Origin of the sequence: Hydrogenophaga pseudoflava (assembly GCF_031020795.1) — a bacterium.
In the GTDB taxonomy this organism is placed as follows: domain Bacteria; phylum Pseudomonadota; class Gammaproteobacteria; order Burkholderiales; family Burkholderiaceae_C; genus Hydrogenophaga; species Hydrogenophaga pseudoflava_A.
Map to the genome: position 1 here is coordinate 928,383 of NZ_JAVHJP010000001.1, position 17,657 is coordinate 946,039.

General features: G+C 68.4%; 16 protein-coding genes. 7 read left to right on the forward strand and 9 right to left on the reverse strand.

The window, feature by feature from the left end; all coding sequences use genetic code 11:
• Nucleotides 1-26: 26 nt before the first annotated feature.
• From RCO38_RS04545 to RCO38_RS04560, 4 genes are all read right to left on the reverse strand, one after another.
• On the reverse strand, nucleotides 27-566 hold the full coding sequence (locus tag RCO38_RS04545) for a VOC family protein (protein WP_308327096.1): 540 nt from the start codon (nucleotides 564-566) through the stop codon (nucleotides 27-29).
• 25 nt (nucleotides 567-591) lie between these two features.
• A complete protein-coding gene (locus RCO38_RS04550; protein ID WP_308327097.1) occupies nucleotides 592-816 on the reverse strand; it encodes a DUF2783 domain-containing protein in 225 nt (74 codons plus the stop codon).
• Between the two features lie 16 nt (nucleotides 817-832).
• Nucleotides 833-2,533: an FAD-dependent oxidoreductase gene (locus RCO38_RS04555; protein WP_308327098.1), complete on the reverse strand. Its 1,701-nt coding sequence runs from the start codon at nucleotides 2,531-2,533 to the stop codon at nucleotides 833-835.
• A gap of 448 nt (nucleotides 2,534-2,981) precedes the next feature.
• Nucleotides 2,982-3,488, reverse strand: coding sequence for a universal stress protein (locus RCO38_RS04560; protein WP_308327099.1), 507 nt, complete (start codon nucleotides 3,486-3,488; stop codon nucleotides 2,982-2,984).
• Nucleotides 3,489-3,681: 193 nt separating this feature from the next.
• Between RCO38_RS04560 and RCO38_RS04565 the strand changes: the two genes are divergently transcribed.
• The 4 genes from RCO38_RS04565 (at nucleotide 3,682) to RCO38_RS04580 (ending at nucleotide 6,649) form a co-directional block, all read left to right on the forward strand.
• On the forward strand, nucleotides 3,682-4,032 hold the full coding sequence (locus RCO38_RS04565) for a hypothetical protein (protein WP_308327100.1): 351 nt from the start codon (nucleotides 3,682-3,684) through the stop codon (nucleotides 4,030-4,032).
• A 64-nt stretch (nucleotides 4,033-4,096) separates the two neighbouring features.
• Nucleotides 4,097-4,558, forward strand: a complete 462-nt coding sequence (locus RCO38_RS04570; RefSeq protein WP_308327101.1) for a MarR family winged helix-turn-helix transcriptional regulator — start codon at nucleotides 4,097-4,099, stop codon at nucleotides 4,556-4,558.
• Between the two features lie 97 nt (nucleotides 4,559-4,655).
• A complete protein-coding gene (locus tag RCO38_RS04575; protein WP_308327102.1) occupies nucleotides 4,656-5,690 on the forward strand; it encodes an aromatic ring-hydroxylating dioxygenase subunit alpha in 1,035 nt (344 codons plus the stop codon).
• Complete coding sequence (locus RCO38_RS04580; RefSeq protein WP_308327103.1) at nucleotides 5,687-6,649, forward strand: PDR/VanB family oxidoreductase; 963 nt, start codon at nucleotides 5,687-5,689, stop codon at nucleotides 6,647-6,649. The genes RCO38_RS04575 and RCO38_RS04580 overlap by 4 nt, the downstream gene beginning before the upstream one ends.
• Here the strand turns inward: RCO38_RS04580 and RCO38_RS04585 are convergent, their stop codons facing one another.
• From RCO38_RS04585 to glmS, 4 genes are all read right to left on the reverse strand, one after another.
• Entirely contained in the window at nucleotides 6,650-7,087 is a 438-nt protein-coding gene (locus RCO38_RS04585) for a response regulator (protein ID WP_308327104.1), read from the reverse strand.
• Entirely contained in the window at nucleotides 7,084-10,869 is a 3,786-nt protein-coding gene (locus tag RCO38_RS04590) for a PAS domain-containing protein (protein ID WP_308327329.1), read from the reverse strand. Before RCO38_RS04590 ends, RCO38_RS04585 begins: the two co-directional genes overlap by 4 nt.
• Nucleotides 10,869-11,810 (reverse strand): ABC transporter substrate-binding protein, encoded by a 942-nt coding sequence (locus RCO38_RS04595; protein ID WP_308327105.1) that lies wholly within the window; start codon nucleotides 11,808-11,810, stop codon nucleotides 10,869-10,871. Before RCO38_RS04595 ends, RCO38_RS04590 begins: the two co-directional genes overlap by 1 nt.
• A 189-nt stretch (nucleotides 11,811-11,999) precedes the next feature.
• The gene (gene glmS, locus RCO38_RS04600; RefSeq protein WP_308327106.1) at nucleotides 12,000-13,862 is read right to left on the reverse strand and encodes a glutamine--fructose-6-phosphate transaminase (isomerizing); all 1,863 of its coding nucleotides are present in this window, start codon (nucleotides 13,860-13,862) and stop codon (nucleotides 12,000-12,002) included.
• 139 nt (nucleotides 13,863-14,001) lie between these two features.
• Between glmS and RCO38_RS04605 the strand changes: the two genes are divergently transcribed.
• Nucleotides 14,002-14,511, forward strand: a complete 510-nt coding sequence (locus RCO38_RS04605) for an Lrp/AsnC family transcriptional regulator (protein WP_308327107.1) — start codon at nucleotides 14,002-14,004, stop codon at nucleotides 14,509-14,511.
• Nucleotides 14,512-14,603: 92 nt separating this feature from the next.
• On the forward strand, nucleotides 14,604-15,311 hold the full coding sequence (locus RCO38_RS04610; protein WP_308327108.1) for a DUF2726 domain-containing protein: 708 nt from the start codon (nucleotides 14,604-14,606) through the stop codon (nucleotides 15,309-15,311).
• A gap of 29 nt (nucleotides 15,312-15,340) precedes the next feature.
• Here the strand turns inward: RCO38_RS04610 and glmU are convergent, their stop codons facing one another.
• Nucleotides 15,341-16,750 carry a bifunctional UDP-N-acetylglucosamine diphosphorylase/glucosamine-1-phosphate N-acetyltransferase GlmU gene (gene glmU / locus RCO38_RS04615; protein ID WP_308327109.1) on the reverse strand — a complete coding sequence of 470 codons (1,410 nt, stop codon included), beginning with the start codon at nucleotides 16,748-16,750 and terminating at the stop codon, nucleotides 15,341-15,343.
• Here glmU and RCO38_RS04620 point away from each other — a divergent pair.
• Complete coding sequence (locus RCO38_RS04620; protein WP_308327110.1) at nucleotides 16,749-17,657, forward strand: DUF6279 family lipoprotein; 909 nt, start codon at nucleotides 16,749-16,751, stop codon at nucleotides 17,655-17,657. The genes glmU and RCO38_RS04620 overlap by 2 nt on opposite strands.

Sequence of the window (17,657 nt, forward strand, 5' to 3'; positions counted from 1 at the left end):
ACTTGAGGGGTTTTCGCCCCCCACTTTCAACTGGCGGTGAACTCTTTTTCGTGCATCCAGGCCGCGTGCTTGGGCGCGCGCTTGGTCCGGGACCACTCGCCCAGCATGTCCCACTTCACGTCGTCGAGCTTCTTCATCATTCCGGGCGTGGCGGTGTTGGCCGCCAGTTCCAGGCGGTGGCCGTTGGGGTCGAAAAAGTAGATTGACTTGAAGATGGTGTGGTCGGTCACGCCCACCACCGGGATGCCGGCCGCCTCCAGCCGGGCCTTGGTCGCTTCCAGCTCGGCCACGGTGTCGACCTCCAGCGCGATGTGCTGCACCCAGTCGGGCGTGTTGGGGTCTCGGCCCATCTCGGGCGAGTTGGGCAGCTCGAAGAAGGCCAGGATGTTGCCCCCACCCGCGTCCATGAACAGGTGCATGTAGGGGTCGGGCGCGTGGGTGGACGGCACCTGGTCTTCGGCGATGGCGAGCACGAAGTTCATGCCCAGGTGCTTCTGGTACCACTCGACCGTGGTCTGGGCGTCCTTGCAGCGGTAGGCGACGTGGTGGATCTTGCGGATGTTCATGGAAGTCTCCTTCGGGTGGATGGGGTCAGACGCCGTCGCGCGCGATGGCCAGGGCCTGCTTGAGGGCCGCGATGTCGCCGACCTGGTTGGCCAGCAACAGGATCAGCTTGGCGTTCAACATCTGGCTCTGTTCGTCGCTGAGGTCGCGGTGGGTCTCGATCAGGGCTTCGTAGAAATCGTCGCCGGGCGTGAAGTCGCGGAAGTAGCGCTGGCCGGGCTCGGCGAGGTTGGGTTGCAGTTGCAGGCTCATCAGGTTCTCCTCGGGGTCAGGCGGCGACGGCTTCGGCTTGGGCGGCGGCACTCGTGATGCCCTGCCCGGTGGCGCGGGCCAGCGCGGCCCGCACGGCGGCCAGGTCGGCGCGGCGCCAGCGCGCCGCCACGTGCTGGTCGGGCCGCACCAGGTAGGTCGTGCCCGGACGGGCGTCGTAGCGCTGGGCGAACAGGCCGCCCGGGTCCTGCAGCACGGTGAAGCCGACGGCGCTGCCGCCATGCGGTGTGACCAGCACCGTCTCGACCGGCACCGGGCCGGCGGCCAGCGCCGTGGCCTGGGCGCGCAGCGCAGGTTCGAGCTGGCCCGGGTCGTCCACGAAGGCCAGCAGCACGAAGCGGTGGCCCAGCTGGTCCAGCAGCCAGGCGTCCTGCCCCGCCACACGCACCGGTGCGTCGTCCATCGGCGCGCCGGGCACCATGTTTCCGTCGAAGGTGTCGGCGTCGGGCGTGTTCAGCGCCGAGTGCACCAGGAAGGCCGGCACCGACAGGCGGCCGGAGTTGACCAGCTTGCGGGCGAACGGCTGCGTGCGCGCCAGCTCCAGCGCGGCGTTGCGGAACAGCTTGCTGACCGCGCTCTTGGGCGTGATGAAGTCGGTGGAACGCGTCGAGTTGCGGATGTTCTCGTCGGCCGCATACGTGCGGTCGGCGTCGTAGCTGTCCAGCAGCGCCTCGGGCGCCTGGCCCTTGATCACCAGCGCCAGTTTCCACAGCAGGTCGTCGGTGTCCTGGAAACCGGAGTTGGCGCCGCGCGCACCAAAGGGCGAGACCTGGTGCGCCGCATCGCCCACGAACAGCAGGCGGCCGTGGCGGAAGTTCTTCATGCGGCGGCACTGGAAGGTGTAGATGCTGGCCCATTCCAGTTCGAACTCGCGGTCATCGCCCAGCATGGCCTTGACACGCGGAATGATCTTCTCGGGCTTCTTCTCTTCTTCCGGGTCGGCGTCCCAGCCGAGCTGGAAGTCGATGCGCCAGACGTTGTCGCTCTGCTTGTGCAGCAGCACGCTCTGGTTGGGGTGGAACGGCGGGTCGAACCAGAACCAGCGCTCGGCCGGGAAGTCGGCCTTCATGACCACGTCGGCGATCAGGAAGCGGTCCTTGAACACATGGCCCTCGATGTCCAGGCCGAGCTGGCGCCGCACGTTGGAACGGGCGCCGTCGGCCACGATCAGCCAGTCGGCGTCGATGTTGAAGTTCCCGTCCGGGGTTTCGACGCTGACGCGGGCGCCGCCGTCCAGCGGCATCACGCCCACCACCTTGTATTTCCAGCGCAGGTCGGCGCCCAGCTCGGTCGCGCGGTGCACCAGCGCCTCTTCGAGGTGGTATTGCTGCAGGTTGATCATGCCCGGGCGCTTGTGGCCGGCGTCGGGCACGAGGTTGAAGCGGTAGACCTCTTCCTCGCGCAGGAAGGTGCGGCCGACGTTCCAGCTCACGCCCTTGTCGACGATGGTGTCGCCGACGCCCAGGCGGTCGAGGATTTCGAGCGCGCGCTTGGCGTAACAGACGGCGCGCGAGCCGAAGGAGACGCTGTCTTCTTCGTCGAACAGCAGCACGTCCAGGCCCTGCAGGCGGGCGTCGATGGCCGCAGCCAGGCCCACCGGGCCGGCGCCGATGATCACCAGAGGTTTGCGTTGCGGTGCGCCAGCCATGAGGTCGGCGGGGGCGCGGTAGGGGAAGGTGGGGTAGGTGTAAGTGCCCATCGAGGTCTGTCTCCTGCGGGTTTTGGTCCGGGGCGTACTGTAGCCCAGAATTTCTTATTGGTAAACACGTTTCTCTAAACGTAATTTGTGCATGGGCTGCTGAATCGGTTCTCGGGGCGTTTCCCGGTGACGTTTCTGCAAGCCCGAAAGGGACTGGCACCCTGCGCCGCTCATGTCCCCCGACGGCCTGCGGCCGTCTCCTCCTTTACTTCGCTTTGCAGGATGCCAGTCCCTTTCGGGCAAAGCGCAGCTGGGCACCACCGGTGGTTCGCCCACAGTGGTGCGCGCGCCCACGGCGCGGGGTGACTGGCGCAGCGAAGTAAAGGAGGAGGGTTTTGCGCAGCAAAACCCGGGGGACATGAGCGGAGCCGGTCACCCCGCGCCGTGGGCGCAAAGAGGGGGAGTCAACAAAGCCACAGCAGCCACCCAGCCGCCGGAGAAAGACTGGTCAGAGGTCTTCTTCGGAAGGCGCCACCGGCTCCCGCACCACCGTCACCGGCACCGGCGAGTGGTCCACCAGGTGCTGCGTCACCGACCCCAGCAAGGCCGCCCGCAGACCCCCGCCGGTCCCGGCCGTCATGATCACCGCGTGACAGCCGAAGCGCTCGACGATGTCGATCAGCGTCTGCGCCGGATCGCCCGTGGCGACCTCCTTCTCGACTTTCTGCCCCGCCGCCTCCAGCAGCGCCACCGCCGGTCGCATCAGGTCCAGGCCCGCGCCCTCGCTCACCTTCTCCAGCACCTCGGGATCGTGCGCCACCACCATCTCGTACAGCGTCGCACTCTCCTGCACATTCGCCACCAGGAAGCGCGCCCGCAGCCCCGAATGCACCAGCCGCACCGCGTGGTGCACCGCCAGCAGTGCGTGCGAGGACCCATCGACCGGAATCAGGATGTTCATCATGGCGCTCACCTCCAGCGAATGGCCCTGCCCCTTGCAGGACCGTCGGACCATGATGCCATGCGAGGCGAGCGGTGACCATGTCAAATCCCCGCGCTGCAACGGCCTCCGAACGTGTGAGGAAAGTCTCGCACCTCTGCAGACGCGACCCACCACCTGTCAGGACTGACAGTCGCCCGCCACGGCGATGGGGGCAAGATGGCGGCTGCAACCGCTCCAGATCCGTCAGACCGCCTTTTCCACCGCCATGTGCCCCCAGACCCGCGAGCTGTTCACCGAGTCCGCTTACGGCGCCCTGCCGCAGCCAGACCCGAGGCTGGTCGCAGCGCAGACGACCCGGCCCGCCGCCACCGAACCCCCGACCTTCGTCGAGACCCTGGGCTTTCCCAAAGGAACGCCGCCACTGCCCCTGGCCCAGGTGCTCGAAGACATCCGCGCCACCGCGCCCGGCACGCGCGTCAACCGCCTGCTCGCGCCCGGCACCCTCAGCCGCCTGTTCAGCCAGGAAGCCGCCCAGGCCTCGTACGCGCTGGCCATCCTGTCCATCGTCGAGTCGCCCGACTTCGAGTCGACCCTGGCGCGCCTGCGTGCCTGTTGAGCAACCGGTACCGGCACCGGGCGCGCGCTTAAGATCGCAGCTCCCCACCGCCGCCGAGCCTCACGTGAACACGGACCCTCCGACCGACCTGACGCTGCAGGCCGAACCCGGCCACCTGATCCGCCGCGCGCACCAGCTCGCGGTGTCGACCTTTCACGACACCCATGGCCGACAGGTCACGCCGGTGCAGTACGCCGTGCTGCGCGCTCTGAAAGCCGAGCCCGGGATCGACCAGGTGACCCTGGCCGACCGCGTGGCGCTGGACACCTCGACCACGGCCGACATCGCCACCCGGCTCGACGCCAAGGGCTGGATCGTGCGCGAGCTGCTGCCGCGGCGCCAGCGCGCCCTGCGCCTGACCGCCGACGGCGAGGCGGTGCTGGCCGACATGCTGCCGCGCGTGCATCCCATGTACTCGCGCCTGCTGGAGCCGCTGGAGCCGGACGAGCGGGACGAGTTCCTGCGCCTGCTGCGCAAGTTCGTGCACCTGAACGAACAATCGGCCGGCCCTTCTGATCAGGGTTAACCCGGACCTTCGGGGTCTTTTTTTCCTTGCGCACCGTTCGTACAATGCGCTTCATTCAGCATACTGAATGAAAAGCCCACCCACGAAGGAGACCCGCATGTTCCCCGTCAACACCTGGTACGTCGCCTGCACGGCCGACGAGATCGACGAAAAACCCCTGGGCCGCACCATCTGCAACCAGGCCATCGTGTTCTACCGGGCCCACGAGGGCAAGGTGGCCGCGGTGGAGGACTTCTGCCCGCACCGCGGCGCCCCGCTGTCGCTGGGCTACGTGTGCGAGGGCAAGCTGGTCTGCGGCTACCACGGGCTGGAGATGGGCTGCGACGGCAAGACCGTAGCCATGCCGGGCCAGCGCGTCGGCGGCTTCCCGGCCATCCGCGCCTTCCCGGTGGAAGAGCGCTACGGCTTCGTCTGGGTCTGGCCCGGCGACAAGGACCAGGCCGACCCGGCGCTGATTCCGCACATGGAATGGCACGACAACCCCGAGTGGGCCTACGGCGGCGGGCTCTACCACGTCAAGGCCGACTACCGGCTGATGATCGACAACCTGATGGACCTGACGCACGAGACCTATGTGCACAGCACCAGCATCGGCCAGAAGGAGATCGACGAGACGCCCTGCAAGACCACCGTGAACGGCGACGAGGTGGTGACCAGCCGCTTCATGAGCGACATCCCCGCGCCACCGTTCTGGAAGGCCGCGCTGCGCGCCAAGGGCCTGGCCGACGACGTGCCGGTGGACCGCTGGCAGATCTGCCGCTTCACCCCGCCCAGCCACGTGATCATCGAGGTGGGCGTGGCCCACGCGGGCCACGGCGGCTACGACGCGCCGGCCGAGCACAAGGTCTACAGCAAGGTGATCGACTTCATCACGCCCGAGACCAACACCTCGATGCACTACTTCTGGGGCATGGCGCGCAAGTTCAACCCGGGCGACAAGGCGCTGACCGCACAGATCCGCGAGGGCCAGGGCAAGATCTTCTCGGAAGACCTGGACATGCTGGAACGCCAGCAGAAGAACCTCAGCGCCTTCCCCGAGCGCGCCCTGCTCAAGCTCAACATCGACACCGGCGGCGTGCAGTCGCGCAAGGTGATCGAGCGCGTGATCGCCGCAGAACAGGGTGCGGCATGACCGCCCTGCTGCGCGTGCGCGTGGCGGCCCGTCAGGACGAGGCGCTGGACATCTGCAGCCTCGACCTGGTGACCATCGACGGCAGCGCCCTGCCCGTCTTCAGCGCCGGCGCCCACATCGACCTGCACCTGCCCGGCGGCCTGGTGCGCCAGTACTCGCTGTGCAACGCGCCGGGCGAGACGCAGCGCTACCGCATCGCCGTGCTGCGCGACGCCGCCTCGCGCGGCGGCTCGGCCACGGTGCACGACCAGCTGCAGGTGGGCACGGTGCTGGACATCGGCGCACCACGCAACCTGTTCGAACTGCACCCGTCGGCACCGCACCACCTGCTGCTGGCCGGCGGCATCGGCATCACGCCGCTGCTGGCGATGGCCGAGCAGCTGGCGGCGCAGGGGGCCGCGTTCACCCTGCACCACGCGACGCGCTCGCGCGAGCGCACGGCCTTCGTGGCACAGCTGGCGAGCGCGCCCTATGCGGACCGGGTGCACCACCACTTCGACGACGGTCCCGCGATGCAGAAGATGGACCTGGCCGCCACGCTGCGCAGCGCGCCGCCCGGCAGCCATCTCTACGTCTGCGGCCCCACCGGCTTCATGGAGGCGGTGCTGGCCGAAGGCCGCGCCCAGGGCTGGGACGAGGCGCGCCTGCACCGCGAATACTTCGCGGCCGCGCCCACAGGCACGGCGGGCGACGGCGGCTTCGAGCTGGAGCTGGCCAGCAGCGGCCGCGTGATTCCCGTGGCGGCCGACCAGACCGCGCTGGCCGCCCTGCTGGCGGCCGGCCTGGACATTCCGATGTCGTGTGAACAGGGCGTCTGTGGCACCTGCCTGACCGGTGTGAAAAGCGGCGTGCCCGACCACCGCGACCAGTACCTCACGCCCGAGGAGCGGGCGGCGAACAACCAGTTCCTGCCCTGCTGCTCGCGCGCCAGCAGCGCGCGCCTGGTGCTGGACCTCTGATCAGGCCCCGCCGGGCCGCTCGTTGATCACGCACCAGTACAACTCGATCTGCTCGGCCACTTCCATGAACTTGCTGAAGCTCACCGGCTTCTCGATGTAGGAGTTCACGCCCAGGTCGTAGGCGGCCGTGAGGTCGCGGTCCTCGCGCGAGGACGTGAGGATCACCACCGGGATGCGGCGGAAGCGCTCGTGCGCCTTGAGCTGGCGCAGCACCTCCAGCCCATTGATCTTGGGCAGGTTGATGTCCAGCAGGATCACCGCCGGCGCCGGCTCCCCCGCCTCCCAGCGCGCCATGAAGGCCAGGGCCTCCTCGCCGTCGCGCGCCACCTGCACGTGGTTGGTGAGCCGCTTCTTGGTGAACGCGCGCAGGGTCAGGTCCAGGTCCATCGGGTTGTCCTCGACCAGCAGGATCGGGGGCGGCTGCAGGGCTGTGTTCATTGCGGGAACTCCAGATAGAAGGTGGCGCCGGCGCCCGGTGTGCTCTCGGCCCAGACGCGGCCGCCCATGCGCTGCACGGCCTTGGCCACCAGCGCCAGGCCGACGCCGGTGCCCGGAAATTCCTCCGCCCGGTGCAGGCGCTGGAAGATGCCGAACATGCGGTCGTGGTATTTCATGTCAAAACCCACCCCGTTGTCACGCACCCAGAGGACACGCCGTCCGTTGTCCAGGCGGCTGCCGATCTCCACCTCGGGCGGGTGGCTGTCCCGGCTGAACTTCAGCGCGTTGCCGATCAGGTTGCGCAGCACCACCGAAATGCCTTCCCGGTCCAGCGCGAGCGTGAAGTCGTCCAGCCCGGTGCGCACCTGCGCACCCTGGCGCTCGATGTCGGACTGGAAGCCCTCCAGGACCGATTCGACCAGCGGACGGATGGCCACCGGCGCCGCCGCCATGTCGCGCCGCTCCATGCGCGAGTACTCCAGCAGATCGGAGATCAGCTCGCCCATCTGCTGCACCCCGTGGCGGATGCGGCGCACGAAGTGCCGGCCCTCTTCGTCAAGCTGGTCGCCGTACTCCTCGACGAGGAGCTGGCTGTAGCCGTCGATGCCCCGCAGCGGCGCCTTGAGGTCGTGCGACACGGTGTAGGAGAACGCCTCCAGTTCCTGGTTGGCCTGGCTCAATTGCGCAGTGCGCTCGGCCACGCGCAGCTCCAGCGCCTGGTTGATGTGCCTCAGCCGTTCTTCTGCGTGCACCGACTCGGTGATGTCCAGCAAGGTGCCGATGTACCGCGGCTTCAGGCCTTCGGCCGTCCGGTCGATGCGGCGCGCGGTCCGGCGCATCCAGCGCACCGGGCCATGGGCCGGGTTGGTGCGGAACACGAAGTCCTCGGGCGGGCCGCCGGCCCGGATGGTCTGCATGTCGGCCACCACCATGGGACGGTCGTCGGGGTGGATGCGGTCCAGGTACTGCCCGTCCGTCGGCGGCCGGTCGGCCGGCTCCAGCCCCAGGTTGCGGAACAGCTGTGCAGAGACATTGAGCCGCTGCGTTTCCACGTCGCCGGCCCAGCTGCCCAGCAGCGACACCGTTTCGGCCTGCTCCAGCATGTCCTTGAGGTCGGTCACCACCTGCGAAGCCAGCACCCGCTCGGTGACATCCATCGTGGTGCCGAACAGGCGCATCGGTATCCCCTGACCGTCGCAGGACAGGCGCGCCCGTGTCTCCAGGTACCGGATCCCGGCCGGCGTCACCACACGGTGTTCGACCACACGCGTGTCGCCATCCTTGCCAGCGAGGTGCTCCTGCATGGTGCGCTCCATGCGCCGGCGGTCGTCCGGGTGCATGCTGGCCATGAAGTTCACCATCGAAGCCTCGTGGGCGTCGAGATCGAACCCCAGCAGCGGAAACAGGCCCCGCGACCAGGACACCTGCCGCGACGGCAGGTCGATGCGCCAGTTGCCCATGCGGGAGAGTTCCTGCGCCTCCGCCAGCACCCGGCCCTGTTCGCGCAGCGCCGCCTCGGCCTCCTTGCGCTCGGAGATGTCGCGCAGGATGGTCGACAGGTACATCAGCTGGCCGTCGGGCCCCCAATGCGAGAGGATCATCTGCGACATCGGGATCTCGCGGCCGTCCGCGCCGATCACCGCCGTCTCCCCCAGCCAGCGGCCCTGCGCGATCGCCACCGGGATGCCTTCCTCCCTGACCAGCCGTTCCGCCCATTCGGGGTGTACGCGGCCAATCGCATCGGCCAGCGGCGCATCCTGGGACAACCCCAGCACCTCGTAGCCGGCGCGGTTGAAATAGAACACCTGCCCCTCCGGGTCGGCCATGCTCACAATGTCCGGGGTGGCTTCCAGCACCGAGACCAGGCGGTCCCGGTCGCGCTGCGCCTCCACCAGATCGGTTTCGTCCACCACCATGCCGACGCAGCGCACGAACTGCCCGTCTTCGCGCTCGAACTCGGCCCTGACATGCAGGTAGCGCACGCCGCGCTCCGGGTTCAGGACCCGGCAGCGGAGGTCGCACGGCTCTCCGGTGACGGCCCCGCGCCGGACGGCCTCCCGCACCAGCTCCCGGTCCTCGGGCACCACCAGGGCGTCGGCTTCCTCCAGCGCCATGTCGGGACGCCCGGGGTCGGTGCCGTAGATCACCAGCGCCTGCGGCGAAGCAATGAAGCGGCGGCTGCGCAGGTCGATGGTCCAGCTGCCCATGTTGCCAATGCGTTGCGCCTTGAGCATCTGGTCCTGCATCTGCTGCAGCGCCTGCTCGTAGTGCTGGCGTTCGGTCACGTCCTGGATGGTGGCAAACAGCTGCCGGATATGCCCGTCCTCCCCTCGCACGGCGCGCACGTCGATCTCGGTGTGCACCATGCGCCCGTCCTTGCGCACGAAGCGTTTGGACATGCGGTAACCGTTGCGCTGGCCGGCGATCAGCTCGTCGAACAGTGCCACGTTGCGCTCCAGGTCGCCTGGCGGCGTCATCTCGGCCCAGGTCTTGCGCAGCAGTTCCTCGCGTGGATACCCGAGGATCTCGCACAGCTGGTCGTTGACCTGCAGCCAGCGCTTGTCGGCCGGGGACGAGATCGCCATGCCCAGGAAAGGCAGTTCGTAGAACATGCGCAGCAACTCGGCCTGCTCCCGCTGGGCCCGCTGTGCCTCCTTCTGCACGCTGATGTCCAGCAGGATGCCGCTGATGCGCACCACCTGGCCGTGCTCGTCGCGCTCATGGCGGGTGTGGTCGTGCACCCAGGCTGTGGAACCGTCGGCCCGCAGGATCCGGTATTCCTGGTGGTACTCGTCTGGCCCCTGTTCGAGAAAACGGTCCACGTCCGCCCCCACCCAGCCGGCATCGTCCGGGTGCAGCAGCGAGGCGAACGGCACGCGACGTTTCACCAGCGCCTGCGGGTCGTAGCCCCACTGGCGGATGTTGTCGTTGACGTAGTGCACAGGCCAGCCCCGCTCGCGGCGCCACTCGATCACCACCAGCGGCGAGCGGTTGACCAGTTCGCTCATGTGCAGGGCCACAGCCCGGTCGGCCTGCAGCTGCCGGGCCATGTGGTCGGTGGCGCGCCCGATCAGTGCCAGCTCGTCCTCCCCCGTCAACCCCGCGCGTGCCGAGAGGTCGCCCGCGCCCATGCGTTCCAGGGCCGTCACCAGCTTCTGTGCCCGCCGGAACCACATCAGATGCAGAAGCAGGGCCAGCAGCGCCGCCACTCCGAGGGCCGCCAGCGCTTCGGTGGTCAGTTCCAGCTGAGCCTGCTGCCGGCGCTGGGCGAGGGGAACGGCGATGTCCACCAGCACGCCCAGGCTGTGCCCGTCCAGCAGGGGCACCCAGCCGGTCAGCAGCGAGGCCTCCCGGACCACCACGATGTCGATCCCCGTGCGCGCAGGACCGGAGAACAGCGCACGCAGGCGCTCGCGCTCGTGGACCCGCGTGAGCGCCTCGTCCAGGGTCCGTCCGATGTCGGCGCGCGAGAGCGAGGCCAGCACCGCGTTTTGGGGGCTGACGAGATAGGCCTGGTTCAGGCCATCGTGCAGGCCCAGCGCGCTCACGATGCGGCGCAGCGTCATCGGGTCGGACATGCCCATGCGCACATCGATGCGGCTCTGGTCGATGCCCAGACGGTCGCGCAGCCGCTGGGTTTCGATCGTCTCCACCTCGGCCACCATCTGGTCCATGTGCTGCCGGTACCGGATGCCGATCGCCGGCAGGGCCACCAGGAAGATGAGCAGGGGCACCAGCCGGCGGCCGGACATGCCCAGCAGACCGTGGCGCAGCGCCCGCATCACGGCTGCGCGCCTTCCAGGGTGCGCAGGCGCTCGACCCAGTGCTCGTCGAGCAACCGCTCCCAGTCCGGGGACGTCCTGATCAGGCCCATGAAGCCGAGGGTGACCGCCAGGCTTTGCGACTGCTGACCCAGCGCACGCGGCTGCCCCGACATGAGCGCCTGGCCCTCCTGCTCGCCGTAGAACTTCAGCCCCTTCAGGGTGCTCAGGTAATCCCCGGGCGAGAGATCGGACCCCGCCGCCAGCAGTTCGGCGCTCGCCTGTGGATGGCTCTCCAGCACACTGAGCCCGCGGCGCCAGCCGAGCACGGCGGCCTCGACCTGCGGCCGGCGCCGATCCAGCACCTCTGCCCGGACCACCAGCACGTCCACGATGTCCCCCGGCATCTGCCGGCTGTCGAACACCGGCCGCAGACCCTCGGCCTTCAGGGCGCCGGCCAGGGGCTCGTAGCTCACGGCCGCCTCCACCAGCCCGTTGCGCAGCGCCGCCAGGTGCTGCGAGGCCTCCAGGTTGCGGACGTGCACTTCGTGCGGCTGCAGGCCGCCGGCCTGCAGCAGGCGCTGCAGCATCAGGGCGCCCACCGTGGTCCGCTCGACGGCGATCGAGCGGCCGCGCAGGGCCGCGGGGGCGGTGATGTCGGGGCGCGCCATCACCACATCGGCGCCAGCGGAGGTGGACAGCAGGAGCACGATGCGCACATCGACCCCGTCGTCGGCCAGGCGCAGGGTCTCGTCCAGGGTCAGGGCGGCGGCGTCGAGCAGGCCGTTGCGCAGATGGCGCAGGGTTTCCGAGCTGGAGGCCAGCTCCACCACCTTGACCTGCGCAGGGTCCAGCAGCTCCCGGTCGCGCGCCAGCACCAGAGGGTCGTAACCAACCCAGGGGTTCAGGCCCAGCTTCAACGGCGCCAGGGGCAGGGGCTGGCAGGCGGCCAGTGCCCCCATGCCGACGGCCAGACCACACAGCAGGCCCCTGCGGTTCAGGGTCCTCCCGGGTTGTTTTTCTGAACCTGTCTGTGGTTGCTGTGGCATGCAATCGGCCGCTGGCTTCTGGTGTGGAACATTCTGTCACCGAAGCTCACAAGCCGGAACCAAGGGTGTCGCACGAAATCCGTCGGACCCCTCAGGAAAGCCTCACTCCACCGTCACGCTCTTGGCCAGGTTACGGGGTTTGTCGACGTCGGTTCCCCGCGCCAGCGCCGTGTGGTAGGCCAGCAGTTGCAGCGGCACCACATGCAGGATGGGCGAGAGGGCGCCGTAGTGCTCGGGCATGCGGATGACGTGGATGCCCTCGCCGCTGCCGATGCGTGTGTCGGCGTCGGCCAGCACGTAGAGCACGCCACCGCGGGCGCGCACTTCCTGCATGTTGCTCTTGAGCTTTTCCAGCAGCGCGTCGTTGGGCGCCACGGTGACCACGGGCATGGCGCTGGTCACCAAGGCCAGCGGGCCGTGCTTGAGTTCGCCGGCCGGGTAGGCCTCGGCGTGGATGTAGCTGATTTCCTTGAGCTTGAGCGCTCCCTCGAGCGCGATCGGGTAGTGAAGGCCGCGGCCCAGGAACAACGCGTTGTCCATGCGCGCGAAGTCCTCGGCCCAGCTGATGACCTGGGGCTCCAGCGCCAGCACCGCCTGCAGGGCCACCGGCAGGTGGCGCATGGCCTTGAGATGCGCCGCCTCCTGCTCGTCGGACAGGCGCCCTCGCACCTGGGCCAGGGCCAGGGTCAGGAGGAACAGGCCGGCCAGCTGGGTGGTGAAGGCCTTCGTCGAGGCCACGCCGATCTCCACGCCGGCCCGCGTGATGTAGGCCAGCTTGCACTCGCGCACCATGGCGCTGGTGGCGACGTTGCAGATGGTCAGGGTGTGCGCCATGCCCAGGCTCTGCGCGTGGCGCAGCGCGGCCAGGGTGTCGGCGGTCTCGCCGCTCTGGCTGATGGTGACCACCAGTGTCCTCGGGTCCGGAACGCTGGTGCGGTAGCGGTACTCGCTGGCCACCTCGACCTGGGCGGGGATCTGCGCGATCTCCTCCAGCCAGTACTTGGCCGCGCAGCCGCTGTAGTAGCTGGTGCCGCAGGCCAGGATCAGCACGCGGTCGATCTGTTTGAACACCCCGTAGGCACCATCGCCGAACAGCTCGGGCGTGACGCCACCGACCCCTTCGAGCGTGTCGCCGATGGCGCGCGGCTGCTCGAAGATCTCCTTCTGCATGTAGTGGCGGTAGGGGCCCAGCTCGGCAGCCCCGCTGTGCGCACGGACGGTCTTCACCGGGCGCTGCGCCGCGTCGAAGCTGCGGCCCTGGGCATCGGTCACCCAGTAGCGCCCCAGCTGCAGGTCCACCAGGTCGCCCTCTTCCAGATAGACGATCTGGTCGGTCACCCCGGCCAGGGCCATGGCGTCGCTGGCCAGGAAATGCTCCTGGCCGCCTTCGCCGACGCCCAGGATCAGGGGTGAACCGGCGCGCGCGCCGACCACGCGGTGCGGCTCGTCCTTGTGGAACACCGCCAGCGCGTACGCGCCGTGCAGCTGCGCCACCGCCGCCTGCAGCGCCGCAAACACATCCCCCTCATAAAGCGAATCGATCAGGTGCGCGATGACCTCGGTGTCGGTCTGGCTCTCGAACACATAGCCCTTGGCCTGCAGCACGGCGCGCAGCTCGTCGTGGTTCTCGATGATGCCGTTGTGCACCAGCGCCACCCGGCCGGCCGCACCGCTGGCCGAGGTGTGGGTCGGTCCATGGCTGAAGTGCGGATGGGCGTTGTGCACCGCCGGCGCGCCGTGCGTGGCCCAGCGGGTGTGGGCGATGCCGGTGCCGCTGGCGATCTGCTCGGCCCCCACCTGCTCGGCCAGTTCGGCCACGCGGGCCGTGCTGCGCGCCCGGCGCAGCCCATCCACATGCACCGCCACGCCACAGGAGTCGTAGCCGCGGTACTCCAGCCGCTGCAGACCCTGGACCAGAACGGGCACCACGTCACGCCCTGAAACCCCTGCCACGATGCCGCACATATCGGTTCACTCCTTTGGTTGGTTCGGAGCGAATGTTAGGCATGGCACAAAGAAATAGGCATTCACATGAAACCGCTTCTGTGTTTGAATATTTCCACGCTTGCAGCTTTTTTGTGTTTATTCCATTGAAACAACATTTATGGAATCTGAGTTCCTTGATGCCACCGACCTGAGGCTGCTGGACCTGCTGCAGACGGACGCCAGCCGGCACAACCAGGCTCTGGCCGCCCTGGCCCACGTCTCGCCCCCCACCAGTCTGCGGCGCATCAAGCGCCTGCGCGAGAGTGGCGTGATCGAACGCGAAGTGGCGCTGCTGCAACCGGACCGGCTGGCCCCGCTGATCGGTCACGGCCTCACCACGCTGGTGGAGGTCACGCTGGAGCGCCAGGGGGCGGAACACCTGGACGCCTTCGAGGCCCACGCCCTGCCCGACACCGCGGTGCAGCAGTGCTACCGCGTCAGCCCGGGGCCCGACTTCATGCTGGTGGTGCACACACGGGACATGCCGGCCTACCTTGCCCTGGCGCAACGGCTGTTCACGTCCAGCGCCAATGTGCGCAACGTCAAGGCTTTTTTCAGCGTGAAACGGGCCAAGTTCGACCCCAGAATCCCGCTGCCGGGCTCCCCCTCATCGATCCCGCCGGATTAGTAACAAGGGGTTATTTGCATGCGGGCGGCGTAACACCACTCCTAGAATCTCCGGACCAAAAAGTTGCCGTTTGCCAACAGTCAGGAGGTTGCATGTTTCCCCTGTGGATCGCGTTCATGGTCGCCATCGCCTTGGTAGCGGTTGGCGTCTGGGTCTATCGCCGTTATTTCCGCAAGGTCTCGGGGCGCGAGGACCGTTACACCCCGGAGCGCATCCTGACGCCTGAACAGGTGGCCATGCTGGACTACTTGCGCGACACCTTCCCGGACCAGGTGGTGCTGCCCAATGTCCCTCTTCAGAGCATGCTGTCGGTGCGGCGCTCGGCCGACATCCAGCGAGCCAAGGAACGGCTGAAGACCCAGAAGGTCGATTTTGTGGTCTGCGACGCCGACGGCCGTGCGGTGTTCGCGTTCGACGTCGAGCAGTACCACCTCAGCGACGCCAAGGCCAAGGCCCACCAGGTCAAGATCAAGAACCGCATCCTCAAGACCGCCGGCGTGCGCTTCCTGTTCCTCAAGAACAGCATCCACCGCATGCCTTCGCCCAACGACTTCCGCCGCCAACTCGATCTGGCCGCCCTGCCCCGGCCCAAGGCCCAGGAAGGGGAAAGCAGCGGCGAAAGCGTCCGCCAGCAGCTGGAATCGAAGTTTTCGGAGTTCGACACCCTGGTCTATCCCAGCACCGGCTTCAAGGAGTCCGAGGTAATGGGCCTGAGCGGGCTGATGGAACTGGGCGGCGCGCGGCCCGACCGAAAGACCGAACACGAGCGGCAGATCGAGGCGGTGCGCCGCCGCGCCTGATCGCGCCAGCGAGGGGGCGGCCCTTTTCGTCAGCCTTTTTTCTTGGCAGGCCGCTGCCAGTTGGGAATCACCGTCTGGCGCCCGCGCGCCACACTCAGCGCACCCGGCGGCGTGTCCCGGGTGATGGTCGAGCCGCCCCCCACCGTTCCTCCCGCACCGATGGTGACCGGCGCCACCAGCACGCAGTTGCTGCCCACGTGCACGTCGGCCTCGATCACCGTGCGGTGCTTGTTGGCGCCGTCGTAGTTGGCGGTGATGCTGCCGGCCCCGTAATTCACCCGCTCGCCCACGCTCGCGTCGCCCAGGTAGGCCAGGTGATTGGCCTTGGCGCCGTCGGCCAGGGTCGAGTTCTTGACCTCGACGAAGTTGCCAATGTGGACCTCGCGCCCCAGCGTGGCCCCGGGGCGCAGGCGGGCGAAGGGCCCGATCAGCGCGCCTTCGCCGACCGACACCCCGGCCTTCTCGCCTTCGATGTGGGTGAACGGGTGGATCACCGCACCGGCGCGGATCACCGCGTTGGCGATCACGCAGTTCGCGCCGATGTGCACGCCGGCCCCCAGCTCCACGCGGCCCTCGAATACGCAGTTGACGTCGATTTCCACGTCCTGCCCGCAGACCAGCGTGCCTCGCACGTCCAGCCGCGCCGGGTCGGCCAGCCGCACGCCCTGTTCCATCAGCGCTTCGGCCACGCGCCTCTGGTATGCCCGCTCCAGTTCGGCCAGTTGCGCCGGACTGTTCACGCCGGCCACCTGCAGCGCGTCCGTGATGCGGTGGGCCTGCACCGGCAACCCGTCGGCCACAGCGAACTTCACCACGTCGGTCAGGTAGTACTCGCTCTGGGCGTTCTGGTTGTCCAGCCGGGCCAGCCAGCCGCGCAGCAGCCGCGTGGGCACGGCCATGATGCCGCTGTAGATCTCGGTGATCGCGCGCTGAGCGTCGCTGGCGTCCTTGTGCTCGACGATCGCGGCCACCGAGCCGTCGGCCGCGCGCACGATGCGGCCGTACCCCGTGGGGTCGGGCATGTCCAGCGTCAGCAGCGCCAGCTGCCGGCCGCCGCACAGGTCCAGCAGCGCCTGCAGGGTCTCGGGCCGGGTCAGCGGCACGTCGCCCGAGAGCACCAGGGTCACACCGTCGTCGGGCAGCACCGGCACCGCCTGCTGCACCGCGTGGCCGGTGCCCAGTTGCGGTTCCTGGCGCACGAACTGCAACTTCAGCGCCTCACCCGACTCCAATGCCGGTGCGACCAGGCCGGCCTCCACCTGTTCGGCGCCGTGGCCGGTGATGACCACCACGGAGCGCGCAGATACCCGGGCCGCCGTGTCGATCACATGCTGGGCCAGTGCACGACCGCCGAGACGGTGCAACACTTTGGGCCTGCTGCTCTTCATGCGCGTGCCTTTGCCGGCCGCCATCACCACCACATCCACAGGGAACGACATGTACACCTTTCCTGAGGCCGCCAAGGGCACCTTTTCAATGCCGCGGATTATCGCGCGCGCCCTGGTGCTGGGCCTGCTCTCACTCGTCCTCGTGAGCTGCAGCGCGCTGCGCCTGGCCTACAACCAGGCCCCCAGCCTGAGCTACTGGTGGATCGACGGTTACGCCGACCTGAACGAGGCACAGACGGGCCAGGTGCGGCGCGACATCGACGCCTTCTTCGCCTGGCACCGCAGCACGGAACTGCCGGGTTACATCCAGCGCCTGCAACAGTGGCAGCAGATGGCGCAGACCGAGAGCAGCGCCGACCTCGCCTGCAACCAGTTCGATGCCCTGCGTGGCGCCTATCTGCGCATGATTGACCGCAGCCTGGAGCCGATGGCACGGCTGGCCCTCACCCTGTCCCCGGCCCAGTTGCAGCATCTGCAGAAGAAGTACGACAAGAACAACCGGGAGTTTGAGCAGAAGTACATCCGCGTGAGCGACGAAGAGCGGGTGGACAACCTGATGGAGCGCGCCCTGGACCGCTACGAGCCGCTGTACGGCGAATTGAGCAGAAGCCAACTGGCCCTGCTGCGCGAGCGCATCCGCAGCTCACCCTTCGACGCGCAGCGGGTGAACGCCGAGCGCCTGCGCCGCCAGACCGACCTGATCCGCACCTTGCGCGAGTTGCAGGCCGAGCGGGGTGTCACCCTGGCCACCGCCACCACGGCGCTGCGCCGCTGGCACGACCGCGTGATGCAGTCGCCCCTGCCCGGCTTCGCGGCCTACAGCGACACCTTGGTGCGCAACGCCTGCGAGCAGTTTGCCGCCGTGCACAACAGCACGACGGCCGAACAGCGGCAGCACGCGGTGCGCGTGCTCAAGGACTACGCACTCGATCTGCGCTCGCTCACTGTGTCTCACTGA